The 19,623-nt window shown below is 32.9% G+C and carries 31 protein-coding genes; 19 read left to right on the forward strand and 12 right to left on the reverse strand.

The window, feature by feature from the left end:
* Window positions 1-5: 5 nt before the first annotated feature.
* The 12 genes from ACXY7N_RS18640 (at window position 6) to ACXY7N_RS18695 (ending at window position 8,324) form a co-directional block, all read left to right on the forward strand.
* The gene (locus ACXY7N_RS18640) at window positions 6-506 is read left to right on the forward strand and encodes a GNAT family N-acetyltransferase (protein ID WP_016087437.1); all 501 of its coding nucleotides are present in this window, start codon (window positions 6-8) and stop codon (window positions 504-506) included.
* Between the two features lie 15 nt (window positions 507-521).
* On the forward strand, window positions 522-1,043 hold the full coding sequence (locus tag ACXY7N_RS18645; RefSeq protein ID WP_353811194.1) for a DinB family protein: 522 nt from the start codon (window positions 522-524) through the stop codon (window positions 1,041-1,043).
* Window positions 1,044-1,112: 69 nt separating this feature from the next.
* Window positions 1,113-2,051 (forward strand): DMT family transporter, encoded by a 939-nt coding sequence (locus tag ACXY7N_RS18650; protein ID WP_088083854.1) that lies wholly within the window; start codon window positions 1,113-1,115, stop codon window positions 2,049-2,051.
* Between the two features lie 56 nt (window positions 2,052-2,107).
* Window positions 2,108-2,509, forward strand: coding sequence for a GNAT family N-acetyltransferase (locus ACXY7N_RS18655; RefSeq protein WP_016087440.1), 402 nt, complete (start codon window positions 2,108-2,110; stop codon window positions 2,507-2,509).
* Window positions 2,510-2,621: 112 nt separating this feature from the next.
* Window positions 2,622-3,233 carry a hypothetical protein gene (locus tag ACXY7N_RS18660; protein ID WP_353811195.1) on the forward strand — a complete coding sequence of 204 codons (612 nt, stop codon included), beginning with the start codon at window positions 2,622-2,624 and terminating at the stop codon, window positions 3,231-3,233.
* A 20-nt stretch (window positions 3,234-3,253) separates the two neighbouring features.
* Window positions 3,254-4,501 (forward strand): glutathionylspermidine synthase family protein, encoded by a 1,248-nt coding sequence (locus ACXY7N_RS18665; RefSeq protein WP_016087442.1) that lies wholly within the window; start codon window positions 3,254-3,256, stop codon window positions 4,499-4,501.
* 216 nt (window positions 4,502-4,717) lie between these two features.
* On the forward strand, window positions 4,718-5,515 hold the full coding sequence (locus ACXY7N_RS18670) for an AAC(3) family N-acetyltransferase (RefSeq protein ID WP_353811526.1): 798 nt from the start codon (window positions 4,718-4,720) through the stop codon (window positions 5,513-5,515).
* A 15-nt stretch (window positions 5,516-5,530) separates the two neighbouring features.
* Entirely contained in the window at window positions 5,531-6,220 is a 690-nt protein-coding gene (locus ACXY7N_RS18675) for a phosphopantothenoylcysteine decarboxylase domain-containing protein (RefSeq protein WP_088083851.1), read from the forward strand.
* Window positions 6,221-6,357: 137 nt separating this feature from the next.
* Window positions 6,358-6,831, forward strand: coding sequence for a tetratricopeptide repeat protein (locus ACXY7N_RS18680; protein WP_016087445.1), 474 nt, complete (start codon window positions 6,358-6,360; stop codon window positions 6,829-6,831).
* Between the two features lie 12 nt (window positions 6,832-6,843).
* On the forward strand, window positions 6,844-7,893 hold the full coding sequence (locus ACXY7N_RS18685) for a hypothetical protein (RefSeq protein ID WP_353811196.1): 1,050 nt from the start codon (window positions 6,844-6,846) through the stop codon (window positions 7,891-7,893).
* Window positions 7,886-8,095: an NUDIX hydrolase gene (locus tag ACXY7N_RS18690; RefSeq protein WP_016087447.1), complete on the forward strand. Its 210-nt coding sequence runs from the start codon at window positions 7,886-7,888 to the stop codon at window positions 8,093-8,095. Before ACXY7N_RS18685 ends, ACXY7N_RS18690 begins: the two co-directional genes overlap by 8 nt.
* A 136-nt stretch (window positions 8,096-8,231) precedes the next feature.
* Window positions 8,232-8,324 carry a putative holin-like toxin gene (locus ACXY7N_RS18695; protein WP_001289320.1) on the forward strand — a complete coding sequence of 31 codons (93 nt, stop codon included), beginning with the start codon at window positions 8,232-8,234 and terminating at the stop codon, window positions 8,322-8,324.
* Window positions 8,325-8,552: 228 nt separating this feature from the next.
* Here the strand turns inward: ACXY7N_RS18695 and ACXY7N_RS18700 are convergent, their stop codons facing one another.
* Window positions 8,553-9,374 carry an HNH endonuclease gene (locus ACXY7N_RS18700; RefSeq protein ID WP_016087448.1) on the reverse strand — a complete coding sequence of 274 codons (822 nt, stop codon included), beginning with the start codon at window positions 9,372-9,374 and terminating at the stop codon, window positions 8,553-8,555.
* 149 nt (window positions 9,375-9,523) lie between these two features.
* Between ACXY7N_RS18700 and ACXY7N_RS18705 the strand changes: the two genes are divergently transcribed.
* A complete protein-coding gene (locus tag ACXY7N_RS18705) occupies window positions 9,524-10,609 on the forward strand; it encodes an AI-2E family transporter (protein WP_016087449.1) in 1,086 nt (361 codons plus the stop codon).
* 241 nt (window positions 10,610-10,850) lie between these two features.
* Here ACXY7N_RS18705 and ACXY7N_RS18710 read toward each other — a convergent pair whose 3' ends face one another.
* From ACXY7N_RS18710 to ACXY7N_RS18735, 6 genes are read right to left on the reverse strand one after another with little or no spacing between them, the layout of a single operon-like run.
* Window positions 10,851-10,991 carry a YrzI family small protein gene (locus ACXY7N_RS18710; protein WP_000668506.1) on the reverse strand — a complete coding sequence of 47 codons (141 nt, stop codon included), beginning with the start codon at window positions 10,989-10,991 and terminating at the stop codon, window positions 10,851-10,853.
* Between the two features lie 25 nt (window positions 10,992-11,016).
* Complete coding sequence (locus ACXY7N_RS18715; protein ID WP_000669812.1) at window positions 11,017-11,157, reverse strand: YrzI family small protein; 141 nt, start codon at window positions 11,155-11,157, stop codon at window positions 11,017-11,019.
* Between the two features lie 25 nt (window positions 11,158-11,182).
* Window positions 11,183-11,326, reverse strand: coding sequence for a YrzI family small protein (locus ACXY7N_RS18720; protein ID WP_000668971.1), 144 nt, complete (start codon window positions 11,324-11,326; stop codon window positions 11,183-11,185).
* A gap of 25 nt (window positions 11,327-11,351) precedes the next feature.
* The gene (locus tag ACXY7N_RS18725; protein WP_016087450.1) at window positions 11,352-11,495 is read right to left on the reverse strand and encodes a YrzI family small protein; all 144 of its coding nucleotides are present in this window, start codon (window positions 11,493-11,495) and stop codon (window positions 11,352-11,354) included.
* Window positions 11,496-11,523: 28 nt separating this feature from the next.
* Entirely contained in the window at window positions 11,524-11,667 is a 144-nt protein-coding gene (locus ACXY7N_RS18730; protein ID WP_488592552.1) for a YrzI family small protein, read from the reverse strand.
* 27 nt (window positions 11,668-11,694) lie between these two features.
* On the reverse strand, window positions 11,695-11,835 hold the full coding sequence (locus tag ACXY7N_RS18735; protein WP_000156197.1) for a YrzI family small protein: 141 nt from the start codon (window positions 11,833-11,835) through the stop codon (window positions 11,695-11,697).
* 440 nt (window positions 11,836-12,275) lie between these two features.
* Here ACXY7N_RS18735 and ACXY7N_RS18740 point away from each other — a divergent pair, with 440 nt between their 5' ends.
* The 6 genes from ACXY7N_RS18740 (at window position 12,276) to ACXY7N_RS18765 (ending at window position 16,104) form a co-directional block, all read left to right on the forward strand.
* Window positions 12,276-12,860, forward strand: coding sequence for a DUF4825 domain-containing protein (locus ACXY7N_RS18740; RefSeq protein ID WP_016087451.1), 585 nt, complete (start codon window positions 12,276-12,278; stop codon window positions 12,858-12,860).
* Between the two features lie 179 nt (window positions 12,861-13,039).
* Window positions 13,040-13,420 carry a GntR family transcriptional regulator gene (locus ACXY7N_RS18745; protein ID WP_000805194.1) on the forward strand — a complete coding sequence of 127 codons (381 nt, stop codon included), beginning with the start codon at window positions 13,040-13,042 and terminating at the stop codon, window positions 13,418-13,420.
* Complete coding sequence (locus ACXY7N_RS18750) at window positions 13,417-14,289, forward strand: ATP-binding cassette domain-containing protein (RefSeq protein WP_064460346.1); 873 nt, start codon at window positions 13,417-13,419, stop codon at window positions 14,287-14,289. Before ACXY7N_RS18745 ends, ACXY7N_RS18750 begins: the two co-directional genes overlap by 4 nt.
* Window positions 14,286-14,957, forward strand: a complete 672-nt coding sequence (locus tag ACXY7N_RS18755) for a DUF4052 family protein (protein WP_353811197.1) — start codon at window positions 14,286-14,288, stop codon at window positions 14,955-14,957. Before ACXY7N_RS18750 ends, ACXY7N_RS18755 begins: the two co-directional genes overlap by 4 nt.
* Before the next feature lie 40 nt (window positions 14,958-14,997).
* Window positions 14,998-15,477, forward strand: coding sequence for a CcdC family protein (locus tag ACXY7N_RS18760; RefSeq protein WP_353811198.1), 480 nt, complete (start codon window positions 14,998-15,000; stop codon window positions 15,475-15,477).
* A 117-nt stretch (window positions 15,478-15,594) separates the two neighbouring features.
* Window positions 15,595-16,104: a 2'-5' RNA ligase family protein gene (locus ACXY7N_RS18765; protein ID WP_098506095.1), complete on the forward strand. Its 510-nt coding sequence runs from the start codon at window positions 15,595-15,597 to the stop codon at window positions 16,102-16,104.
* Window positions 16,105-16,110: 6 nt separating this feature from the next.
* Here ACXY7N_RS18765 and coaW read toward each other — a convergent pair whose 3' ends face one another.
* The 5 genes from coaW to ACXY7N_RS18790 all read right to left on the reverse strand — a co-directional run bounded on the left by coaW (window position 16,111) and on the right by ACXY7N_RS18790 (window position 19,574).
* Window positions 16,111-16,941 (reverse strand): type II pantothenate kinase, encoded by an 831-nt coding sequence (coaW, locus tag ACXY7N_RS18770; RefSeq protein WP_098506096.1) that lies wholly within the window; start codon window positions 16,939-16,941, stop codon window positions 16,111-16,113.
* 92 nt (window positions 16,942-17,033) lie between these two features.
* A complete protein-coding gene (locus ACXY7N_RS18775) occupies window positions 17,034-17,432 on the reverse strand; it encodes a 3-hydroxyacyl-ACP dehydratase FabZ family protein (protein ID WP_000547647.1) in 399 nt (132 codons plus the stop codon).
* 56 nt (window positions 17,433-17,488) lie between these two features.
* Complete coding sequence (locus ACXY7N_RS18780; RefSeq protein ID WP_016087456.1) at window positions 17,489-18,688, reverse strand: LL-diaminopimelate aminotransferase; 1,200 nt, start codon at window positions 18,686-18,688, stop codon at window positions 17,489-17,491.
* A 183-nt stretch (window positions 18,689-18,871) separates the two neighbouring features.
* Window positions 18,872-19,078 (reverse strand): DMT family transporter, encoded by a 207-nt coding sequence (locus ACXY7N_RS18785; protein ID WP_445423398.1) that lies wholly within the window; start codon window positions 19,076-19,078, stop codon window positions 18,872-18,874.
* A 133-nt stretch (window positions 19,079-19,211) separates the two neighbouring features.
* Entirely contained in the window at window positions 19,212-19,574 is a 363-nt protein-coding gene (locus ACXY7N_RS18790; protein WP_000756858.1) for a hypothetical protein, read from the reverse strand.
* Window positions 19,575-19,623 lie beyond the last annotated feature (49 nt).

Here is a 19,623-nt window from a genome sequence, read left to right on the forward strand (position 1 = left end):
GAAATATGATTCGATTACTTACGAAAGAAGATGCGAAAAAATATTGGGACTTACGTTTACAAGCATTACAAGTAAACCCAGAGGCTTTTGTAACAACTTATGAAGAGGCGATTCGCCAGGAGAATCCTATTAAGCGAGTGGAAAGTAATTTAACAGCTACTACTAGTTGTACATTCGGTGCTTTTAATGAGGATCATCAATTAGTTGGCGTTGTCACTTTACTAACAGAAGAGAGAGTGGCGTATAAACATAAAGGTCATATCGTTGCGATGTATGTAGATGCAAGTAATCGAAGAAGTGGTCTTGCACGTGAATTAATACGTAAGGCAATTGAAAGAGCAAGAGAAATGAACTTGGAACAATTGTCTTTAGGTGTTGTATCCACAAACGATCCAGCAAAAAGGTTGTATGAATCAATGGGCTTTAAAACGTATGGGATTGAAAAGAGAGCTATAAAGATGAATGGTGTGTATAGTGATGATGAACATATGGTTTTGTTCCTTTAAAAGAGGAAGTTTATTATGAAAGATCTCCATTTAGAAAAAAATATGAACCCGCAAGTAGCAATTCTATATGCGACAGTTGCTGATACATTTAATCGATTGCAAAAGTTAGTAGAAGGTATTGATGAGAAAGAACTGTCCTTTAAAGGATTAGAAAATAATGAAAATAGCATTGGACAACTACTTCAACATTTAGCAGTTGTGGATTTATACTGGGTGTACCGTTTAAAAGGAGAGACAGTTCCACGGACACTTAATAATATATATGGACCAATGTTAAATGAAGCAGGAGAACTACCGAGTTTAAGAAAACAGGCGTTGCAACAATTAATGCAAGATTATGAAGCTGTGCAACATATGTTTTATGAGGAATGTATGAAACTAACAGAAGCTGATTTAACACGAGAGGTTTTTTATGAAAAGGGAGAAAATGCGACTATAAGGTGGGGGATATGGCATATAGCTGATCATAATCGGTATCATCAAGCTCATATTAGTCAGTTAAGAAAACTATTTAGAGCTAGAATACATGCGAGATAAAGATTTCGAATTTTAATTATATTTAATTTGTTGTATAGTATAAGAAGAAACTAAACAAGGGGTTTTATAATGAAAGCTATTGCAATAGGGATATTGGCATCATTTTTCTTTGCCTTTACCTTCGTTTTAAACCGCGCGATGGACTTAGAAGGCGGAAGCTGGATTTGGAGTGCATCATTACGGTACTACTTTATGGTTCCAATGCTATTACTTATTGTCATGTATAGAGGAAACTTAAAGCAACTCTTTCAATATATGAAAAATAATCCGAAAGAATGGTTAGTGTGGAGTATCGTTGGATTTGGTCTCTTTTATGCACCACTTAGTTTTGCAGGAGCTTTTGGACCTGGTTGGCTCGTTGCATCAACATGGCAAATTACGATCGTCGCAGGGATTTTGTTAACACCATTTTTTGCTGTAGACCCATTACATAAAAAACTTCCAATGAAGGAATTAGTTATGTCGGGTATTATTTTATTTGGTGTTGTACTCATGCAAGTAGAACATGCTTCTTCATTAGGAATTCGTGAAACCGTTTTATGTGTAGTTCCTGTACTTATTGCAGCGTTTGCGTATCCTCTTGGAAATCGAAAAATGATGCAAGTTTGTAAAGGGGAATTAGATGTATTCCAGCGAGTTCTCGGAATGACATTAGCAAGTTTACCATTTTGGTTTTTATTATCTGGTTATGAAGTATCAACTGGTGGATTACCGTCAAGTAGCCAAGTTTTCCAATGTTTTATTGTAGCAGTTAGTTCTGGTTTAATCGCAACGGTATTATTTTTCTTTGCGACAGATCTTGTAAAAGATGATCCACAAAAACTAGCAACAGTAGAAGCAACTCAGTCAGGTGAAGTTTTATTTGCACTAGTAGGAGAACTCATCTTGCTATCTGCGCCAATTCCGTCATCTTTATCTTGGATTGGCATGAGCCTCGTTATTATCGGGATGATCCTACATAGTTATGTAGCGGTCGTTGTGAAGAAAGAAGAAAAAATAACTGCGTGATGAGATTAGCTCTTTATATAAAGAGCTAATCTTTTTTCATAGAAAGGAATGAAGATATGAATTTGCAACACGTTGAACAAATTGAGAAAGATCCCATTTTAAATGTACTACAGTATACAGTTGGTCCAAGTGAAACTAGCTTAAAGAAAGCAGTTTTATTTTATGAAAGGAATAAAGGGACTTTGCATAGATATGAAGAAAAAGCTTGCATAGGTATTGAAATAATCGGAGCAAATAAAGCTAGAATATGCCACATAGCAGTCCTTCCGCAATATCGTCATAAAGGAATTGCGTTGCAAATGATAAAGGACGTATTAAGAATGCATCAATTGACTTATCTCGAGGCAGAGACAGACGATGAGGCAGTAGAATTTTATAAGAAAATTGGTTTTCAGGTTAAAAGTTTAGGAGAAAAATATCCGGGGATTGAAAGGTTTCATTGTTACTTGGAAAAATAGTATAAATATATGCAAATGTACATATAGTGTTTAGTTTGAAAAAAGTAATATTTACATTATATAATAAAGTTATCTGGAAAAATATAGATAATAGAAATTGGGTGTATAACATATGAGAATGGATAAAAGTAAATTTATAAAAATCGCTACTTCAATAGGGATGTCATCTTTTTTATTAACGGGCTGTGGTGATTATGAAGAAGAAACTGCACAGAAAGAAAGTACTGCTGTTAAAACAGATGGTGCAAAGCAAGGGAATGAACAAGAAACTTTAAATTGTGGTGATAAAACTCCAACAATGGAAAATGTAGAAAAAGATGAGTTGTGTAAGGAAATTAATCCTTCATTTTCATCGTATCATGAAAACTCACATTTACCGATACTTCCATTCGTAGCAGGATATTTATTAGCAAGCAGAACCTCAAATATGAATTATACAGCAAAACCAAATGTAATGAAGAAACCGTATGCAAATAATGTTATTTCATATCGTGAAAAAGACGAACGTAGAACTGGTGGCAGCGGTGGTGGAGGGTATTACGGCGGAACTAACAGTAACAATAATAATTCTTCCAATAAAGTGGATTTAAATAAACAACAGCCAAACCCATCAAACAAAGTGACGCCAGATACAAATACGCCGAAATCATCTACGATACAAACGCCGAAAGTGAATTCTGGTTCAAGTGGAATTGGAAACGCAAAAGCGCCAGCGGGATCCTAAAATGAAAGGATAATGGAGTAATGTATACAGAACAAGAGCAGAAAGAGTATATGAAAGTATGGTTTTCACTTGCAGAAGAGGCTGGTAGGAATGGATTTACTTGGCCAAGTCTATTAGAAAATGAAGAATGGAATCAATATATGGCAACTGGTATGTATCGTATGCCGATAAAAACTTATACGGCTATTTCAAAAGCGACAGAAGAAATTATGTATGTGTTATATAGAACGTATCAATATATTGTCAATACGACAGAGGATTTTCAAAAACTAGGATTTCCAGCTGAAACGTGGGAAATTGCGAGAATGAAACATACTGGTTTGTTTTCATATTTTACAAGGTTTGATTTTATCGTAAATGGTGAAGATATTAAATTAATAGAAGTAAATTGTGATACACCAACAGGTTATTTAGAACCATCTGTCGCAAATGAAGTGTTATGTCGTTATCATGATGTAAATCACCCAAACCATATAGAAGAGCATATTGTGCAGGCATGGGAACAAATTAAACATGACTATAATATAGATCCTGAAGAGACGATATATTTTGCTAGTTATGATTGGCACGATGAAGACCATCAAACAGTGCAGTTTTTAAGAAGATATTGCTTAGATCAATCAACGGATTATATAGGTATACAAGATATTGTCGTTGCAGATGATGGTATATATACGCCAAATGGTGAACGAATCCATTATTTATATAGACTATATCCAATTGAATATTTAGTTTCAGATGCTGATAAAAATGGAAAAAGAATTGGACTCCAGTTTTTAGATCATATAGCGCAAGGAAGAGTGAAAATCATTAATCCACCGGCTGCTTTTCTAATGCAAAATAAAAGTATACTCGCATTAATTTGGCAACTTTACGAAGAGGAAGTTTTCTTTGAGGAAGAAGAACGAGGAATCATTCAGAATTACTTCTTGCCGACATATTTTACAAATAAACCATTTATAGAAAAAAATGAATCATATGTTTCTAAACCTTTATACGGCCGTGAAGGCGGAGGGGTATCTATATTGGCAAATGATGAACTATTAGCTGAAGATAAAACAGAATATTACTTTGAACAACGGAAAATATATCAGCAATATATAGAAATGCCTGACTATACAATTGACACATGGGATGGTCCATATACTGGTAAACTATTAATTGGTTCACACTGCATTAGCGGGAGAGCAGCAGGGTTATTTTTACGTGTAGGGGAGAAAATAACAGGAAACTTATCGATGTTTACGGGGGTTACAATTGAAGGGTAAATAAAACAAAGAGCTTATCATTTTTGATGGGCTCTTTGTTTATATATAGTATTTTGATTGTTTTGATGTAACGTCTTCATTTTTCTTCTTTTATTATATAAAATCAATCTATTACCATTTTCTATATAGATAAAAATGATTAAGTTAAAAATTAAGAAAAATATGATAATATATGTATGTAGTAGTTTAAAATAAAATGGGGGAACAATCGTGAAAATGAATGACATAGTGGCAAGTACACAATTGCCAAATACAATCAAAACAATTACAAATGATTTAAGAAAATTAGGGTTAGAAAAAGGAATGACGGTTATTGTGCATTCTTCGCTAAGTTCAATTGGCTGGATATCTGGTGGGGCGGTTGCGGTAGTTGAAGCATTAATGAAAGTTGTTACAAAAGAAGGAACGATCATTATGCCAACGCAATCTTCAGATTTATCCGATCCAAAACATTGGTCAAGACCGCCTGTCCCTGAAGACTGGTGGCCGATTATCCGTGATAATGTCCCAGCTTATGATTCACGAATTACACCAACAAGAGGCATGGGGGAAATAGTTGAATGTTTTCGTACATATCCGAATGTAGTTCGCAGCAATCATCCATTAGGGAGTTTTGCTGCATGGGGAAAACATGCTGAAGAAATAACGATGAATCAATCACTATCAATGAGTTTAGGAGAGGAATCTCCATTAAGAAAAATATATGATTTAGACGGGTACATATTATTAATTGGTGTTGGATATGACTCCAATACGTCTGTACATTTATCTGAAGTACGTTCTGGTGCGTGCGAGTTAATAAAAGTAGGAGCACCTATTATAGAAAATGGGGAAAGAGTATGGAAAGTGTTTGTTGATATGGATTATGATTCTGAAAGGTTTGTAGAAATCGGTGTAGAGTTTGAGCAAAAGGGTACTGTAACAATGGGGAAAATAGGAAACGCAAAGTGTCGTCTTATGAAACAACGAGATATCGTTGACTTTGGAACAGAATGGTTTCGTAAGAAAAATTAGTAAGGGATGGTTACAATGAAGGGGAAAAAGGTATTAATTACAAGTGGTGGTTGTTTAGAAAAATGGGACCAAGTTCGTGGTCATACGAATATGGCAAAAGGAACAATTGGAAGAATAATTGCTGAAGAGCTTATTAATAAAGGGGCACATGTTATATATTTACACGGTTATTTTGCCGAGAAACCAAACGATATAAATAATCAATTAGAATTACACCCATTTGAAGGAATTGTTGATTTACAAGATAAAATGAAAAGTATCATTACGCATGAAAAGGTTGATGCAGTCATTATGGCAGCGGCTGGATCAGATTGGATTGTGGACAAGATTTGTGATCAAGACGGGCATGTTCTTGATATGAATGGAAAAATCTCAAGTGATATAGCGCCAATTATTCATTTTCAAAAGGCACCGAAAGTATTAAAACAAATAAAAAAGTGGGATCCAGAAACAGTACTTGTAGGCTTTAAGCTTGAAAGCGATGTAAATGAAGAAGAACTGTTTGAAAGAGCAAAAAATAGAATGGAAGAAGCAAAGGCGAGTGTAATGATTGCGAATTCACCACATTCTTTATATTCGCGCGGAGCGGTACACTACGTAATTGGACAAGACGGAAAAGGGAAGCAGTGTAATGGGAAAGATGAAACAGCGAAAGAAATTGTCAAAAGGTTAGAAGTACTATGTAATCACATTACTGCTTTTTAATTTTAAGTATTTGGATAAGTGTAAATCCGCATAGTATATATAGGTAAACAAAACGTTAATTTATTGGAATTTTACTTTTACACAAACGTTAACCATTAAAGATGGATACATAGAATAATCGGTGAGGAGTGAATTCTATGGAACATTTATTAAAACAAGCTATTAAACTCCGGAACGAAAAGAAATATGCGCAGTCTAAAGAGATACTCATTGGATTAACAAACTTTACAAGGGATGCAGAAGTACTTTATCAATGCGCCTGGATACATGATGTGATGGGGCTTGAAACGGAAGCTATGCCTTATTATGAACAGGCAATTGCGAACGGTCTTGAAGGGGAGTCACTTTGCGGAGCTTATATTGGCTTAGGCAGTACATATCGTTGTATAGGTGAGTATGACAAAGCAATTATAGTTTTAGAAACAGGTTTACAGCAGTTTCCAGATAATGATGTGATGAAAGTGTTTTTGTCATTAGCAAAATATAATGTAAACGATCATGAATCCGCGATGAAATTATTACTTGAAACAGTCGTAAAAGTAGAAGAAGTTAAAGAATTTGAACGTGCTATTTCATTTTATAAAGACCATTTAAACGAGGTTTTTAAATAGAGGAGTGAACGTATGAGTGTCACACTTTCGCGAAGGCGAAAAGGTATCTGGATTGGACTCGTATCTTTAATCTTGTTATCAAACTATCTATTGTATGCTCTTCCGATTGTACCAGCTGCTCCGAAAGAAGTAGTTCTCGGTTCTTTGTTAGATTGTATGTTTGTAATTCCAATCATTACGTATTTCTTTATTATTCGAAAAAGGTACTCGTTAACGTATATATTTCCTGTTGTAATAGCCGGATATATATTTGCAAGGTTTATTATTCCTAAAGACTATTTACAAGCTTTTTCATACGTTTCTTATATTGTAATAGCGGGAGAGATTGCTTTTGTATGTTTAGAGTTATTCCTTCTATATAAAATTGTTAAAGTGCTTCCTAACATAATAAAAAGATATAAAGAATATAAAAGTGAGTATTCTTCATTTTCTTATGCAATTGATGCAGCATTTGACGCTACTATGAAAAGAAGTAAGTTAGTAGCTGTCATTTTAACAGAGTGTAAGGTAATCTATTATGCATTTTTTTCGTGGCGTGTAAAAGTACCAGAAGGTGAATCTATGTACTCATATCACAAAAAGACTGGTGCAATAGGTGTATATATCATGATTATCCATGCAACCTTAATAGAAAGTATCGGTTTTCATTATTTACTTCATCAATGGAATCCAGTTGTAGCACGGGTGTTACTTATTTTAAACGTATATGCAATGTTTTATTTTTTAGCTGAAATACAAGCAATGCGTAAAAATCCAATTATTGTTATGGAAGAAAAAGTGATTATTCAAATTGGATTAGGAAAGAAAATTGTTATACCATTTACACAAATTGATAAAATTAAGTTTTATAAAGGAGAACCTTTAAAGAAAGAAAAAGAGGTTCTTGACGCAACTGTGCTGGAATTTATAAAGGAACCACCAACATTTGAAATAACACTAAAAGAGCCAGTGAAAGCGCAATTGTTATATGGATTTTCTAAAACAGTAAGTCGTGTTCACTTAAATGTTGATGAGGAGCGGAAATTTTATGATGTGGTAACGGAGAAAGTGAACCATGAATAATGCTACTAATTTTCATCGCGCGTTTGGTGTGTACGGCATTTGTATCGAAAACAATAACATATTAGTAATCGATAAAATTAAAGGTCCATATAGAAGTCGGTATGATCTGCCTGGTGGTAGTTTAGAAGATGGGGAAGCGGGCATTTACAGGCAGTTTCACCTATGTTTTGCTTCATTTTGTTTACTATCTGTTAATACGTGATAAACAAACTCGCGAGTATTTCACTTGCGGGTTTTCATCGTAAACTATTAGAAAATATGGTAAAATTAAATAGTAACTTAAGGTACGGTTGGTTGTTCAATTATCACTTCTCCGAATAGGAGGGGGGTGATAATACGTGAGTGAAATAGCGTTGCTACTGCAGGGTGGACTGTTTCTCGTTGCATTGTTAACGTTCGTCGTCGTTTTAATAGACAAGCTCAAAAAATAACAACCCACCTATGCCAATAGAATGTGGGTTGTTTTGTTTGTAAGAAACAAATAGGATAAATGAACAATCCAATCTGTTAAGTTACGTGGACTAGTGTGTAGCCGCACACTGGTCTTTTTTATTTATATACAATTAATAATCGGTTTATGTGATTGTATTGTTCTTTTCATACTTATTATAACACAGTGTCTTTTCATCAAGAAAGGAGACCGTATGTTCTGATTTCGATTAAATAGAAGGTTTTTTTTCTCTAAATAGCCCATCCATATACTGTTTTAAAGTTTGGACATAAAATTCCTGCCTATTTACATCATTTACGCCGACAATTGGAGATGAAAGTTCATATCTCTTTTCTGATAAATGAACGACAACGTCAAATATATCAAAGAGACGAATGAAACAGAACAGACCATCTTTATCACTTAATAAAATAAAGTAATGGTTCTCGCTATTTGTATTTAATGTATTCCATAAAGAACTTTTACTTAAATCACGAACTATACTTTTTTCTTTTAATTCCATAAAATCGGCATTTGATAGAATGTTAGAAATATCAATCGCATCTGGATCTTCAAAATAGCCATCAACAGCTTGTACAGCGAAAGTATAAGCCATTTTTAATACACTCATTTTGTATTTACGGTTATCTAAAAGTAATTCACGTTGAATAGAGCTAGCTACTTTCGTTACACGTTCTTCCTTCCAAATTTCATTATGTAGTGAAATATCGTGCTTTTTACAAAGTTTCATAATTAATGCATTGGAATAAAGTATTTCATCACTTACTTCAACAACATCTGTCTCAGCAGCTGCAAGTTCCTCACCATGTTCATTCGTATAGAGCGGGGAATCAATTTGTTTTTTCATTTGCTCAATCTTATATTGACTTAATTTATGCCGAATTAAGGGACGGTCAATAGTTGTTGTCATTTGTTCATGACAAGTATCACAAATTGAATTTGTGAAATAATATCCACATAATATTTCTGGAATGACATATTGTTCACTAAGTTCTTTTGTATCTTTCCTGCAAATGATGCATTGTGTCATATTTATCACCTTTACCTGCAAATTTGTATGTATTCTCATTGTAGTTTATTTATTGGTATTTTGGAATATTGTAAAGGAAAATATTATGTGAAATTCTTGCTTATTTTGGTACAATGAAGAGAAGTGCTAGTTTAAAGGAGGACGTTTTTTTGAAATCGAAAGTGCACTTTTGGACATTAGAAGTGCTAATGGTTGTAGGAATCATATTTATTTGCACAAAAATATCGTTTCTATTTCAGCCGATTGGTATCTTCATATCAACGTTGTTTTTCCCCATCTTAATTGCTTTATTTTTATACTTTATTTTTAATCCTCTGTTAGTCTTTTTGGAGAATAAAAAAGTACCTAGAAATTTAGCGATTTTACTGTTATATCTTTTTATCATATCATTAACTGCGGTTGGTATTGGAGTAGTTGTTCCAACGATCTCACAACAGCTAATGGATTTAGTGAAAAATATGCCGGGTTATATTAAAGAGGGAAAAGTATACATACAAGATTTATCCCATCACAGACTATTTGAATGGTTATCTACACAAAATTATGTTTCCATTGAAACAATTGAAAAAAATGCGATTGAATACTTAAAGGATATACCAAACACAATTACGTCGAGTGCAACGGCTTTATTTGGTATTATTACGAACGTTGCATTAGTTATATTTACAGTGCCGTTCATTTTATTTTATATGTTTAAAGATGGACATGCCTTTCCAGGTAAAGCAGTAAGCCTATTACCAGAGTCTTACCGTGAAGAGGGGCTTCGCATTATTAAGGAAACGAATGAAACATTATCTGCATATATTCAAGGGCAAGCGCTCGTTTGTATATTTGTAGGTGCGTTTACTTTTATCGGTTATTTAATTATCGATTTACCGTACGCTTTCGTTTTAGGAATTATAGCAGCATTTACAAATATCATTCCAAACTTAGGTCCATTTATCGGTGCAGCACCAGCTGTTATTGTAGGTCTGTTCGTATCTCCGATGCAAGCGTTGTACGTAATTATTATCGTAACAATTGTACAACAGTTTGAAAGTAACATCATTTCACCGCGTATTATGAGTTCAAAATTAAATATCCACCCGCTAACAATTATTATTTTAATTTTAGGGGTAGGGAACTTTGCGGGAATTATCGGAATGATTTTAGCAGTGCCAGTTTATGCAGTAACAAAAACAGTTGTATCGAATTTAGTGAGATTGTTTAAGACGAAACGAAGTAATCGAAAATAGTATAAGTTGAGAAAGATACACCGCTTTTTTAAGTGGTGTATCTTTGTTTGTTAAAGGATATTAAAAAGTGTTTTAATGTAATTTTATTATATGTTTTTTATATATCAAATTTAGCAGTAAACTTGTGTGATATAAGCTCTATAAAACTATGTGGAATCCCTCTGAACTATCCAAATCATTTCCTTACAACGTACTATCAACATCATAATCGACTCCTTTCAATTTTTATATGTTTAAAGAATTATAGGTGAGAGTAGTATTCGCTTCTACGATCTCGAATTTCGTCCATAATCTTTTTGTATTGTTGTTCTTGTTGTAATTCAGCTTCAGAAAGGCTTTTTTTCTGGACTGTAATTGTTAAAAAGAAAAGGTGAAATTTCATGATACATTCCTCCTTTCGAAAGGAACTATAAATGGCTACAGTAGTGACTTTGACGTTCTTTTACATCTTCCATAGCTTTATTAATTTGATGGTCATGCAATATCTCGCTGTCTGAGAACTTAGTTTTTTGAATGGTAATCGTTAAAAAGAATACTTTAAATTTCATTAGATAATACCCCTTTATAAGTTAATTAGAAAAGACGGCTGTAATAAGAAGCTTGACGCTCTTTTACATCATCCATAATGTTTTGAACGTGTTGTTCATGTAAAATCTCATTCTGTGAAAGCTTACGTTTTTGAATGGTAATTGTTAAAAAGAATGCTTTAAATTTCATTAGATAATACCCCTTTATAAATGATTTAGAAAAGACGTGTGTAATAAGAGGCTTGATGCTCTTTTACTTCGTTCATAATAGTTTGAATGTGTTGCTCACGCAAAATCTCATTCTGTGAAAGCTCACGTTTTTGAATGGTGATGGTTAAAAAGAATGCTTTAAATTTCATGAAGATATTGCTCCTTAAAAATATATTTTTAATACATTTGCGTATAGTAAGAACTTTTAATGTCAGTGATTTTATCAGTCAGTTGTTTTAATTGTTGTTTACGAAAGATTTCATCTTCAGATAAAGTGTTTTTCTGAAGTACAGTCGTAAAAAAGAAAATATGAAAAGTCATAAATGAATTCCTCCTTTCGAAAAGGAATTACAGGTGATCACAATAAAGCGCTTGGCGCTCCTTAACATCATTCATAGCTTTTTCAATTTGCTCATTATGAAGAATTTCACCTTTAGAAATTGTATTTCTTTGAATCGTAATACTTAAAAACAATACGCTAATAGTCATCGAATGTTGCTCCTTTCTTTGAAAAATAATGTAAGTGACTAAAAAATTGCACAAAAAAGCCACAGGAAGATATAGTTCTCCTATGGCAGGGCGTGAAAAAGCCACAGGAAAGTATACGACCTCCTGTGGCGAATTTATGAATTAATAGAAATAATGTACGATTTTCAATTCTCCATTAGGGTGGTCGAATTCATATTTAATTGTCCAGAAAACACAGATGCAGTTAATGCTAAAGTTAAAGCATGTAATTGTAATTTCATCATTTCCTTCGACCTCCTTTTAGAATTTTTTTCTTACGTTAGTAAGTATATACAATTAATGGATAATTGTAAACATGAAAATTGAAAATTTTTAATTTTGATTAAAATGCGTATATTTTAAAGGGTTTTGAGAAGAAGTATTGTAATTAACGAAATGTTGATAAGAATGGGGGCTGCTAAATGAAATATATGCATCGTAATGTGGTTGTTATGCTAACAATTTTTTTATTTGTTACTGCTTGTTCTAGCGGAGAAAGAATAAAAGAAATATCAGATATGGAACCAAGTGATTTTAAAAAATATGCGGGGACATACGTTGGTAATAACTCAGATGTAGTTGCAATTGTTAATCATTTACCCGGTGGTGAAACATTTCAAAGTATAAGTTTAGAGAATGAAAGTATAAAGGTGTACTATGGTGCAAAAGAGAATGGACCACTTACAGAAGACATGGTTGAGACGTATTGGTTTGATGGTAAGGATACGATGAAGAAGAATTTTCTCTTTAACGTTATTTATTTTGCGATTTTAGTACCAAATGCAAAAGGTTACGAGTTTCAATTAGAAAATAAAAACTTCACGATAAAAAGAGAAGAAATACTATCAGTCCTGTATGAAAAATTTGATGATTTTCCAAAAGAAGATAATTTATGGGATAAAAACAAAGTAGTAAAGTTCCTTAATGATAATAACAAAAAAATTAATAGGTTTGTGAATGATAAAGATTTCCGAAAATCTTTATTTGTTAAATATCCAATAAAGTAGTCGAAATAATTGGAGGGACAAAGATGGAGTTAGTATAGAAAATTTCTTATTTTAGAAAGAGAGTCATTCGTTTAAGAATGGCTCTCTTTTTTGTAAAAGAAATTTATGGAAATAAATAATTTAATGTGATATGGTTAATTACATAAGTAATGAACCTATAAACCTAAGGTGGTGAAACTGTGAAACCTACTCTAGAGCAAAATAAATTAATATACTTACAAATTGCAGAAACGATCGAATCTGATATTTTAAAAGACATATTGCTTGAAGAAGAACAAGTTCCATCAACAAATCAATTTGCGAAGATGTTACAAATAAATCCAGCTACTGCAGCTAAAGGGGTAAATGTATTAGTGGATGAAGGGATTTTATATAAAAAGAGAGGGATCGGGATGTTTGTTGCAAAGGGAGCGAAAGAAGTTGTACTAAAAAAAAGACAAAACACTTTTATGACCGAATATTTACCTAAAGTGTGGGAAGAAGCGAAAGTGCTAGAAATATCAAAAGATGAATTGATGGATATGATTCAAAAAATTACGAAGGAGGGGAAAGAGGGATGATTGCACTTGAAACGTTAGAGTTAACAAAAAAATACAAAAAGAAAATAGCTGTAAATGAAGTAACGATTTCATTGGAAGAGCATAAAATATATGGTTTGCTTGGAAGGAACGGAGCAGGGAAAACGACTTTATTAAACTTACTAGCAGGACAAATTATTTCGAGTAGTGGAAGTGTATCTGTATTTGGTGAAAATGTATTTGAAAATAGTAAAGCGATGCAAAATATTTGTTTTGTTAGAGTAAAAGAAGAGGCTCATTTAAGTTATAAAGTAAAAGAATTTTTTAAGATGTGTAGCATGTTTTATAAAAATTGGGATGGAGCTTATGCTGAAGAACTGGCAGATAAATTTCAGCTGAATATGACAGAGAAATACCATAAACTATCCCATGGTATGCAAACAGTCGTAGGAATTATTCAAGGATTAGCAAGTAGAGCGCCAATTACTATTTTTGATGAACCAACTACAGGTTTAGACGCAGCACACCGTGAATTATTTTATAGTCTACTACTAGAAGATTACGGTGAGTATCCACGAACAATTATATTGTCAACACATTTAGTAGAAGAAGTAACTCATGTTATTGAAGATGTGATAATCATAAAAGAAGGAAGATTAGTTGTTCAATCATTGGTAGAAGATTTATTACAACAAGTTCAGATTATTTCAGGGCAAAAAGATAAAGTGGACGAGTTCTCAATCAATAAAAAAGTATTAAATCGAGAAGTTTATGGAAATAAGGGTATTGCTGTTATATGGGGAAAATTGTCTAATGAAGATTATGACTCTATTGAAGAATTAGGATTAGTAGTTGATGGAATAACATTACAAAAATTATTTATTCACATAACTGGTGGTGAAGTAAAATGACGATATTAATGAAGCAGTTAAAGTTACATATAAATTTTCATTATAAAGCACTATTAATATTTTGGATTGTAGCTTTATTAATAAAAGGAGCTTTAAATGTTGCTCATATAAATGCAGTGGAAATTGGTTATTTACCCGAAATTATCAATAATCCTTCGATAGCTATTATGATATTTATAGTAGGAAGTGTTTTCATCATACAAGACGAGCTGTTTCGTTTAGCGGTTTCATTCGGTGTAACGAGAACACAATATTTTATCGGAGCAATTTGTTATATTGTACTTCAATCTGCATTATTTTCATTTCTTCAAGTTATGCTTTTACAAGATTTAAAATATAACGTAGTAAATGTTAACTTTTGGGAGCAATTGGTACAACAATTTATTTTACAATTTTTATTTTATGTTACGACAGCATGTTTCTTTCAACTAGTAGTCGTGTTTAAGCAAAGATTTAAGTGGATCGGTCTTATGATTGGTGGGACACTTTTCTTATCAATGAATAGTGTACTTTATGGAGAAGCGGGGATAAAAGGTTTAATTTTTACAAACGATGCATCTTTAATCGACATTCCTTATTTTACTGTTATTTCAATCGGATTAACTATTCTTTTTATCATAACTAGTAGTATATTTATTCGTAAAGTATCATTTGAACGAACGGTTTAAAATAGTACTAGATTATTATTTTAGAGAGAAGGAAAAGTAAATGGGAGATACTTCTTCATTAATAACAGTCTTTTTATGTATTGCACTACTAATATTTTGGCGTCGTTATCGCTCCATGCATAAGCCAATAAAGGGATCGGGAAAACGTATTTTATGGCCATTACTATTTTTAACACCAGGTATTGTATGGTTTTTAGGTCCCGTACATCCAGCTATATTACAAGTAGTTATAGCGGTATTCATTGGTGTACTTTTCGCTGTGCCGCTTATAGTATTAACAAATTATGAGCGGAGAGATGATGGGAATATTTATACGAAAAAAAGTGCAGCTTTTTTAATTACTTTTATTGCACTTGTCGTTTTGAGATATGGTTCAAGACAATATATTGTTGACTTAGATCAGCAAACGATTGGTTTATTATTTTATGTTGTTGCAGTATCGTATATTATTCCGTGGAGAATTGCTTGTTATATAAAGTTTAGGAAAGTTTGGCGGGAAAATAGTAATCATGTTATATGAAAACTTCTCATTTGAGAAGTTTTTTATTTTTACATGTAAGCAAAACTATTTGTTGAAGTGCAAGGCTGTCATAGAATATGATACAAATTAAGATGAGGGAAAGTAGAGGGTATAAAAATGCGTACAATTTTAGTTTTTCTAAATAACATGTCCATCAATAAAATAGAGAACATTAGACAAAAACATGATCCTTTATTTGGATTAATTCCACCACATATAACAATCGTATTTCCATTTAAGAGTAATATTTCAAATGATGAATTAAAATCTCATATTTTTAATGTATCAAAAGGGGTAGGCAAAATTGAAATTGAGTTTGCAAATCGTATCACTAATGTAGGAAACTATTTGTTTTTAGAAGTTGAGGGAGGGAAAGAACAAATAGAAGAACTACATGATATGCTGTATACAGGACCTTTAATACAATTTTTGAAAGAAGATATTCCGTACATACCGCATGTAACAGTCGGGAGAAAAGAAAGTGCTGAGTTAGCTGCTGAAGTAGCTAAGGATATTCATAGTTTCCCTGAAAAGTTACAATGTGTAATTGATAGAATTAGTGTAGAGCGAATTGGGAAGAACGGAGAATCAATTATTGAATTTGAAGTGCCGTTGAAAAAAGGCTGACAAAAGTCAGCCTTTTTTATTTGTAACATGGAGTAAAGCACCAATCGCACCGCTATTACCACCATCTTGTAAAAGAATAGGTGTTTTATTTTGATATTTTGTGTAGCTACTAATAATATTTTGAAGGTGTACGTTATTACATAGAGTCGAACCAATATAAATAATATGGTTAATGTTTTTTGTTTCGGCGAATTGAAGGCTTAATGCAGTAACGACTTCACCGACAAGTCCTTGTACAGTAGCAAGTATATCTGAGCTATTATAATTTGATTCTGTAATAGCGGCTTTACCAAAATTGCTTGCAGTTAAGCTATTATCAATAGGTGAGAGAATTCCACCATAAATATCTCCAACCGTAATATCTAGTTCTTTTCTAGAACCTATTTTTGTTAAAGGGATCACATCTTCAAAATGATCTATACTTGTTAACAATTTTGAAAGTCCCATAATAGTACCACCGCCAACACCAGTTCCACCAGCTCGAATATATTTGTCATTATAAACGTAATGAATAGAAGTACCTGTACCGATATTTGTTAAAATAAAGTTGTTTATATCATATTTCTCTTCTTTTAAAATGTATCGGACACCTATAAGAGTAGCTTCAAATTCGTTTAGTTCTACTATTTTATATGAGTCTGAAAGTAGTTGCTGTAATTGTTTTGCTTTACCACCTGTAATACATATTTGTTTTTTACCAGTGTTTTTCTTAAGCCAATTTATTATTTTATCTTGTTCATTTGAATAAAATTTTTCAAAAGCTAATTGCTTTTTTTCGTTCAAGTAAGCAATTTTCGTTAATGTTCCTCCAGCATCAATACCGATAGTACTTTCCATCTTCCTGCTCCTAACCAAGTAATTTGTTTACTCTGTTCATGTTGGTGAGACGAATTTGTAGGAGATAGATACCCGGGTGAATTACATCGTCTCTATTCTGCTTGATATATTAATAGCTTTTCTATCGTTACAATCGGCTGGTTATTAACAGTTGCGGTGCCTTTACCGAGAACAAAACCTCGGCGATTGCGAGTTAGCTCATAATGTAAATCAAGTTTATCACCGGGATGTGCTTTTCCGTGGAATTCAACCCCATCTAATGAGGAGAGGAAGCCTAATCCTTGAGAGTCACTTGTATGTACAAATGCACTAAGTTGAGCAAGTGCTTCTACGATTAACATATGAGGCATATGTTTTTGACTATCATTTAAAAACCACTCATTATTTGTAATGAGTTTATATCCCGTAACGGATTCACCATGTTTTACATTTGTCACTTTATCAATCATTAAAAATGGATAACGATGGGGAAGAGTGTCTTTAATATGCATATGAAAATACCTCCAATGAATAATACCCCTGCTACAGTTAAGCAGGGGAGCTATCATTAATTTTTAACTAATTCATTTGCTTTTTCAAGAGAAAAAATACCGCTATTTCTAATGTTTTCCACAACTTGTTGTAACACCTCTTTATCTTGAACTAGTGCAATACGTACAAAGCCTTCCCCGTGAGGTCCAAATGCATGACCTGGTGTAACAACGACATTCGCATGATCCATTAATGCATAAGCGAAGTCTAGAGAAGTCCAGCCTTGTGGAATTTCAGCCCAAACGAACATACTACCAGCTGGCTTATCGACGTTCCAACCAAATGTTCGGAAACCGTCGACTAAAGTATCTCTACGCTCTTGATAAATACCGCGATTTTTCTCACAAAAAGCAGCCCCATTTCTCAGTGCAGCACATGCGGCTTTTTGAATGGGTAAAAACACTCCGTAATCTGTATTTGATTTAAACTGAGTAAGCGCACGAACTATTTCTTCGTTTCCGATCATATATCCAATGCGGCTACCCGCTAAACTATAACTTTTTGACAAAGAGTTGATTTCTACGCCAACTTCTTTAGCACCAGGTACAGAGAGGAAGCTAATTGGTTTATTACCATCAAAATAAAATTCAGCATAAGCGAAATCATGAACAACGATAATATTGTGTTTTTTCGCGAATGAGATTACCTCTTTAAAGAAATCTTCATGAGCCATTGCCGGAACGGGATTCCCTGGGAAGTTCAAAATCATCATCTTCGCTTTATCGGCAATTTCTTCAGGGATGGCTTCTAAGTTAGGTAAGAAATCATTTTCTTTCCTTAAAGGCATGTAGTGGGATGTTGCACCAGCCATTTGAATTCCTGTTTCATAAGCTGTATATCCTGGATCAGGAACTAATATAATATCTCCCGGATTCGCATAAACCATAGGTAAATGAACGAGTCCATCTTGTGAACCCATTAATAATAAAACTTCTTTATCAGCATTTAATTTAACATTATGAGTGTTATTATAATATTCAGTTACAGCTTCGTGAAATTCTTTAATACCACTTAATGTGTATCCATAGCTTTCTTTTTCACTTGCTGTATGTACCATTTCTTCTCTTACGAAGTCAGCAGGCGGCATATCAGGATTCCCGATACTTAAATCAATCATTTTGTGACCTGCTGCAATTTTTTCTTTTTTATAGGCCCCTAATTCACTAAATATAGAAGATTGGAATGCTTTCATTCTAGTTGCTAACGTGTAAGTCATCAAAACCCCTCCTAAAAACAGTGTTTTCTTTCCGCGTTTTTAATTATTCTGAAAACACATGGTTACATTTTATCATTTTTTTATGAAAATTAAAACGATTGACAAATTTAGAGGGAGGATTAGTCTATTTTGAAAGGGGTGGTGTAAATAAGGTAGATCGGTTAACTGAACTGTCTATTATGTTTAGGAAGTTTTGTAGTTTTTGTGAAGTATATCCCGCATATTTTGGATAAAAAAGAACACGAAAACGAGGCCTAATATACCACTAAGCCAATAGTATGAATCTCCTGTCGTGAATTTTTCATAAAATGAAAATGTATTCCATAGGATTAGGATAATGGAACAGATTGTTGACACAATTAATGAACTTAAACTTCTCAAAAAAAGCACCTCACAGTAAAAATATTGTTATTGTATAATATTACATTTAAATTAAAAGATTTAAAAGAGGGAAACCTTTTGAGAAAGCTTTGTGAAATAAAATAACGCAGAAAATATTTTCTGCGTTTCATATGAGGTGTAATCATTTCTTTTTATATGTACATAATCTTTCCACTGCATAAAAGTATACATTTAATGTACCATCGACAACTTTTATAGTTTGATCTGATGTAAATGAGTTACCATAATCAATGTGATATACATTAGAATCTTTTATAAATGAACCTTTGTATAAATCTTCTTTTTTCTTCGTTGTTTGCATTTCCACTAAGTTTTGAACAATTTTTTCTTTCTTTTCTTCTTTTACAACTGTTTCAAATTTATAAGATGCAGGGCAAAGACCGTTTTTGTCGTCAATGATCTCCCAAGAACCGTATATATCATTATTGCTACATCCACTAAGTAGAACGATGAATATTGGAATAATTAATAGAACCTTTTTCATTTTGTACTCCTTTCTTTTCTTTATCAATAAACGTGCGAATACGATACGA

This window comes from Bacillus sp. 5w2, from assembly GCF_054353775.1.

Bases quoted from the DNA above. Each gene is read 5' to 3' on its own strand.
- ACXY7N_RS18660 (WP_353811195.1), top strand. From the start codon at position 2,622: ATGAGAATGGATAAAAGTAAATTTATAAAAATCGCTACTTCAATAGGG.
- ACXY7N_RS18675 (WP_088083851.1), top strand. From the start codon at position 5,531: ATGAAGGGGAAAAAGGTATTAATTACAAGTGGTGGTTGTTTAGAAAAA.
- ACXY7N_RS18725 (WP_016087450.1), bottom strand. From the start codon at position 11,495: ATGAAATTTAAAGCATTCTTTTTAACCATCACCATTCAAAAACGTGAG.
- coaW (WP_098506096.1), bottom strand. From the start codon at position 16,941: ATGGAAAGTACTATCGGTATTGATGCTGGAGGAACATTAACGAAAATT.
- ACXY7N_RS18790 (WP_000756858.1), bottom strand. From the start codon at position 19,574: ATGAAAAAGGTTCTATTAATTATTCCAATATTCATCGTTCTACTTAGT.
- ACXY7N_RS18645 (WP_353811194.1), top strand. From the start codon at position 522: ATGAAAGATCTCCATTTAGAAAAAAATATGAACCCGCAAGTAGCAATT.
- ACXY7N_RS18760 (WP_353811198.1), top strand. From the start codon at position 14,998: ATGGGAGATACTTCTTCATTAATAACAGTCTTTTTATGTATTGCACTA.
- ACXY7N_RS18685 (WP_353811196.1), top strand. From the start codon at position 6,844: ATGAGTGTCACACTTTCGCGAAGGCGAAAAGGTATCTGGATTGGACTC.
- ACXY7N_RS18750 (WP_064460346.1), top strand. From the start codon at position 13,417: ATGATTGCACTTGAAACGTTAGAGTTAACAAAAAAATACAAAAAGAAA.
- ACXY7N_RS18715 (WP_000669812.1), bottom strand. From the start codon at position 11,157: ATGAAATTTAAAGTATTCTTTTTAACGATTACCATTCAAAAAACTAAG.
- ACXY7N_RS18780 (WP_016087456.1), bottom strand. From the start codon at position 18,688: ATGACTTACACGTTAGCAACTAGAATGAAAGCATTCCAATCTTCTATA.
- ACXY7N_RS18640 (WP_016087437.1), top strand. From the start codon at position 6: ATGATTCGATTACTTACGAAAGAAGATGCGAAAAAATATTGGGACTTA.
- ACXY7N_RS18655 (WP_016087440.1), top strand. From the start codon at position 2,108: ATGAATTTGCAACACGTTGAACAAATTGAGAAAGATCCCATTTTAAAT.
- ACXY7N_RS18775 (WP_000547647.1), bottom strand. From the start codon at position 17,432: ATGCATATTAAAGACACTCTTCCCCATCGTTATCCATTTTTAATGATT.
- ACXY7N_RS18690 (WP_016087447.1), top strand. From the start codon at position 7,886: ATGAATAATGCTACTAATTTTCATCGCGCGTTTGGTGTGTACGGCATT.
- ACXY7N_RS18650 (WP_088083854.1), top strand. From the start codon at position 1,113: ATGAAAGCTATTGCAATAGGGATATTGGCATCATTTTTCTTTGCCTTT.
- ACXY7N_RS18730 (WP_488592552.1), bottom strand. From the start codon at position 11,667: ATGACTTTTCATATTTTCTTTTTTACGACTGTACTTCAGAAAAACACT.
- ACXY7N_RS18740 (WP_016087451.1), top strand. From the start codon at position 12,276: ATGAAATATATGCATCGTAATGTGGTTGTTATGCTAACAATTTTTTTA.
- ACXY7N_RS18700 (WP_016087448.1), bottom strand. From the start codon at position 9,374: ATGACACAATGCATCATTTGCAGGAAAGATACAAAAGAACTTAGTGAA.
- ACXY7N_RS18670 (WP_353811526.1), top strand. From the start codon at position 4,718: ATGAATGACATAGTGGCAAGTACACAATTGCCAAATACAATCAAAACA.
- ACXY7N_RS18665 (WP_016087442.1), top strand. From the start codon at position 3,254: ATGTATACAGAACAAGAGCAGAAAGAGTATATGAAAGTATGGTTTTCA.
- ACXY7N_RS18680 (WP_016087445.1), top strand. From the start codon at position 6,358: ATGGAACATTTATTAAAACAAGCTATTAAACTCCGGAACGAAAAGAAA.
- ACXY7N_RS18755 (WP_353811197.1), top strand. From the start codon at position 14,286: ATGACGATATTAATGAAGCAGTTAAAGTTACATATAAATTTTCATTAT.
- ACXY7N_RS18735 (WP_000156197.1), bottom strand. From the start codon at position 11,835: ATGACTATTAGCGTATTGTTTTTAAGTATTACGATTCAAAGAAATACA.
- ACXY7N_RS18710 (WP_000668506.1), bottom strand. From the start codon at position 10,991: ATGAAATTTCACCTTTTCTTTTTAACAATTACAGTCCAGAAAAAAAGC.
- ACXY7N_RS18765 (WP_098506095.1), top strand. From the start codon at position 15,595: ATGCGTACAATTTTAGTTTTTCTAAATAACATGTCCATCAATAAAATA.
- ACXY7N_RS18720 (WP_000668971.1), bottom strand. From the start codon at position 11,326: ATGAAATTTAAAGCATTCTTTTTAACAATTACCATTCAAAAACGTAAG.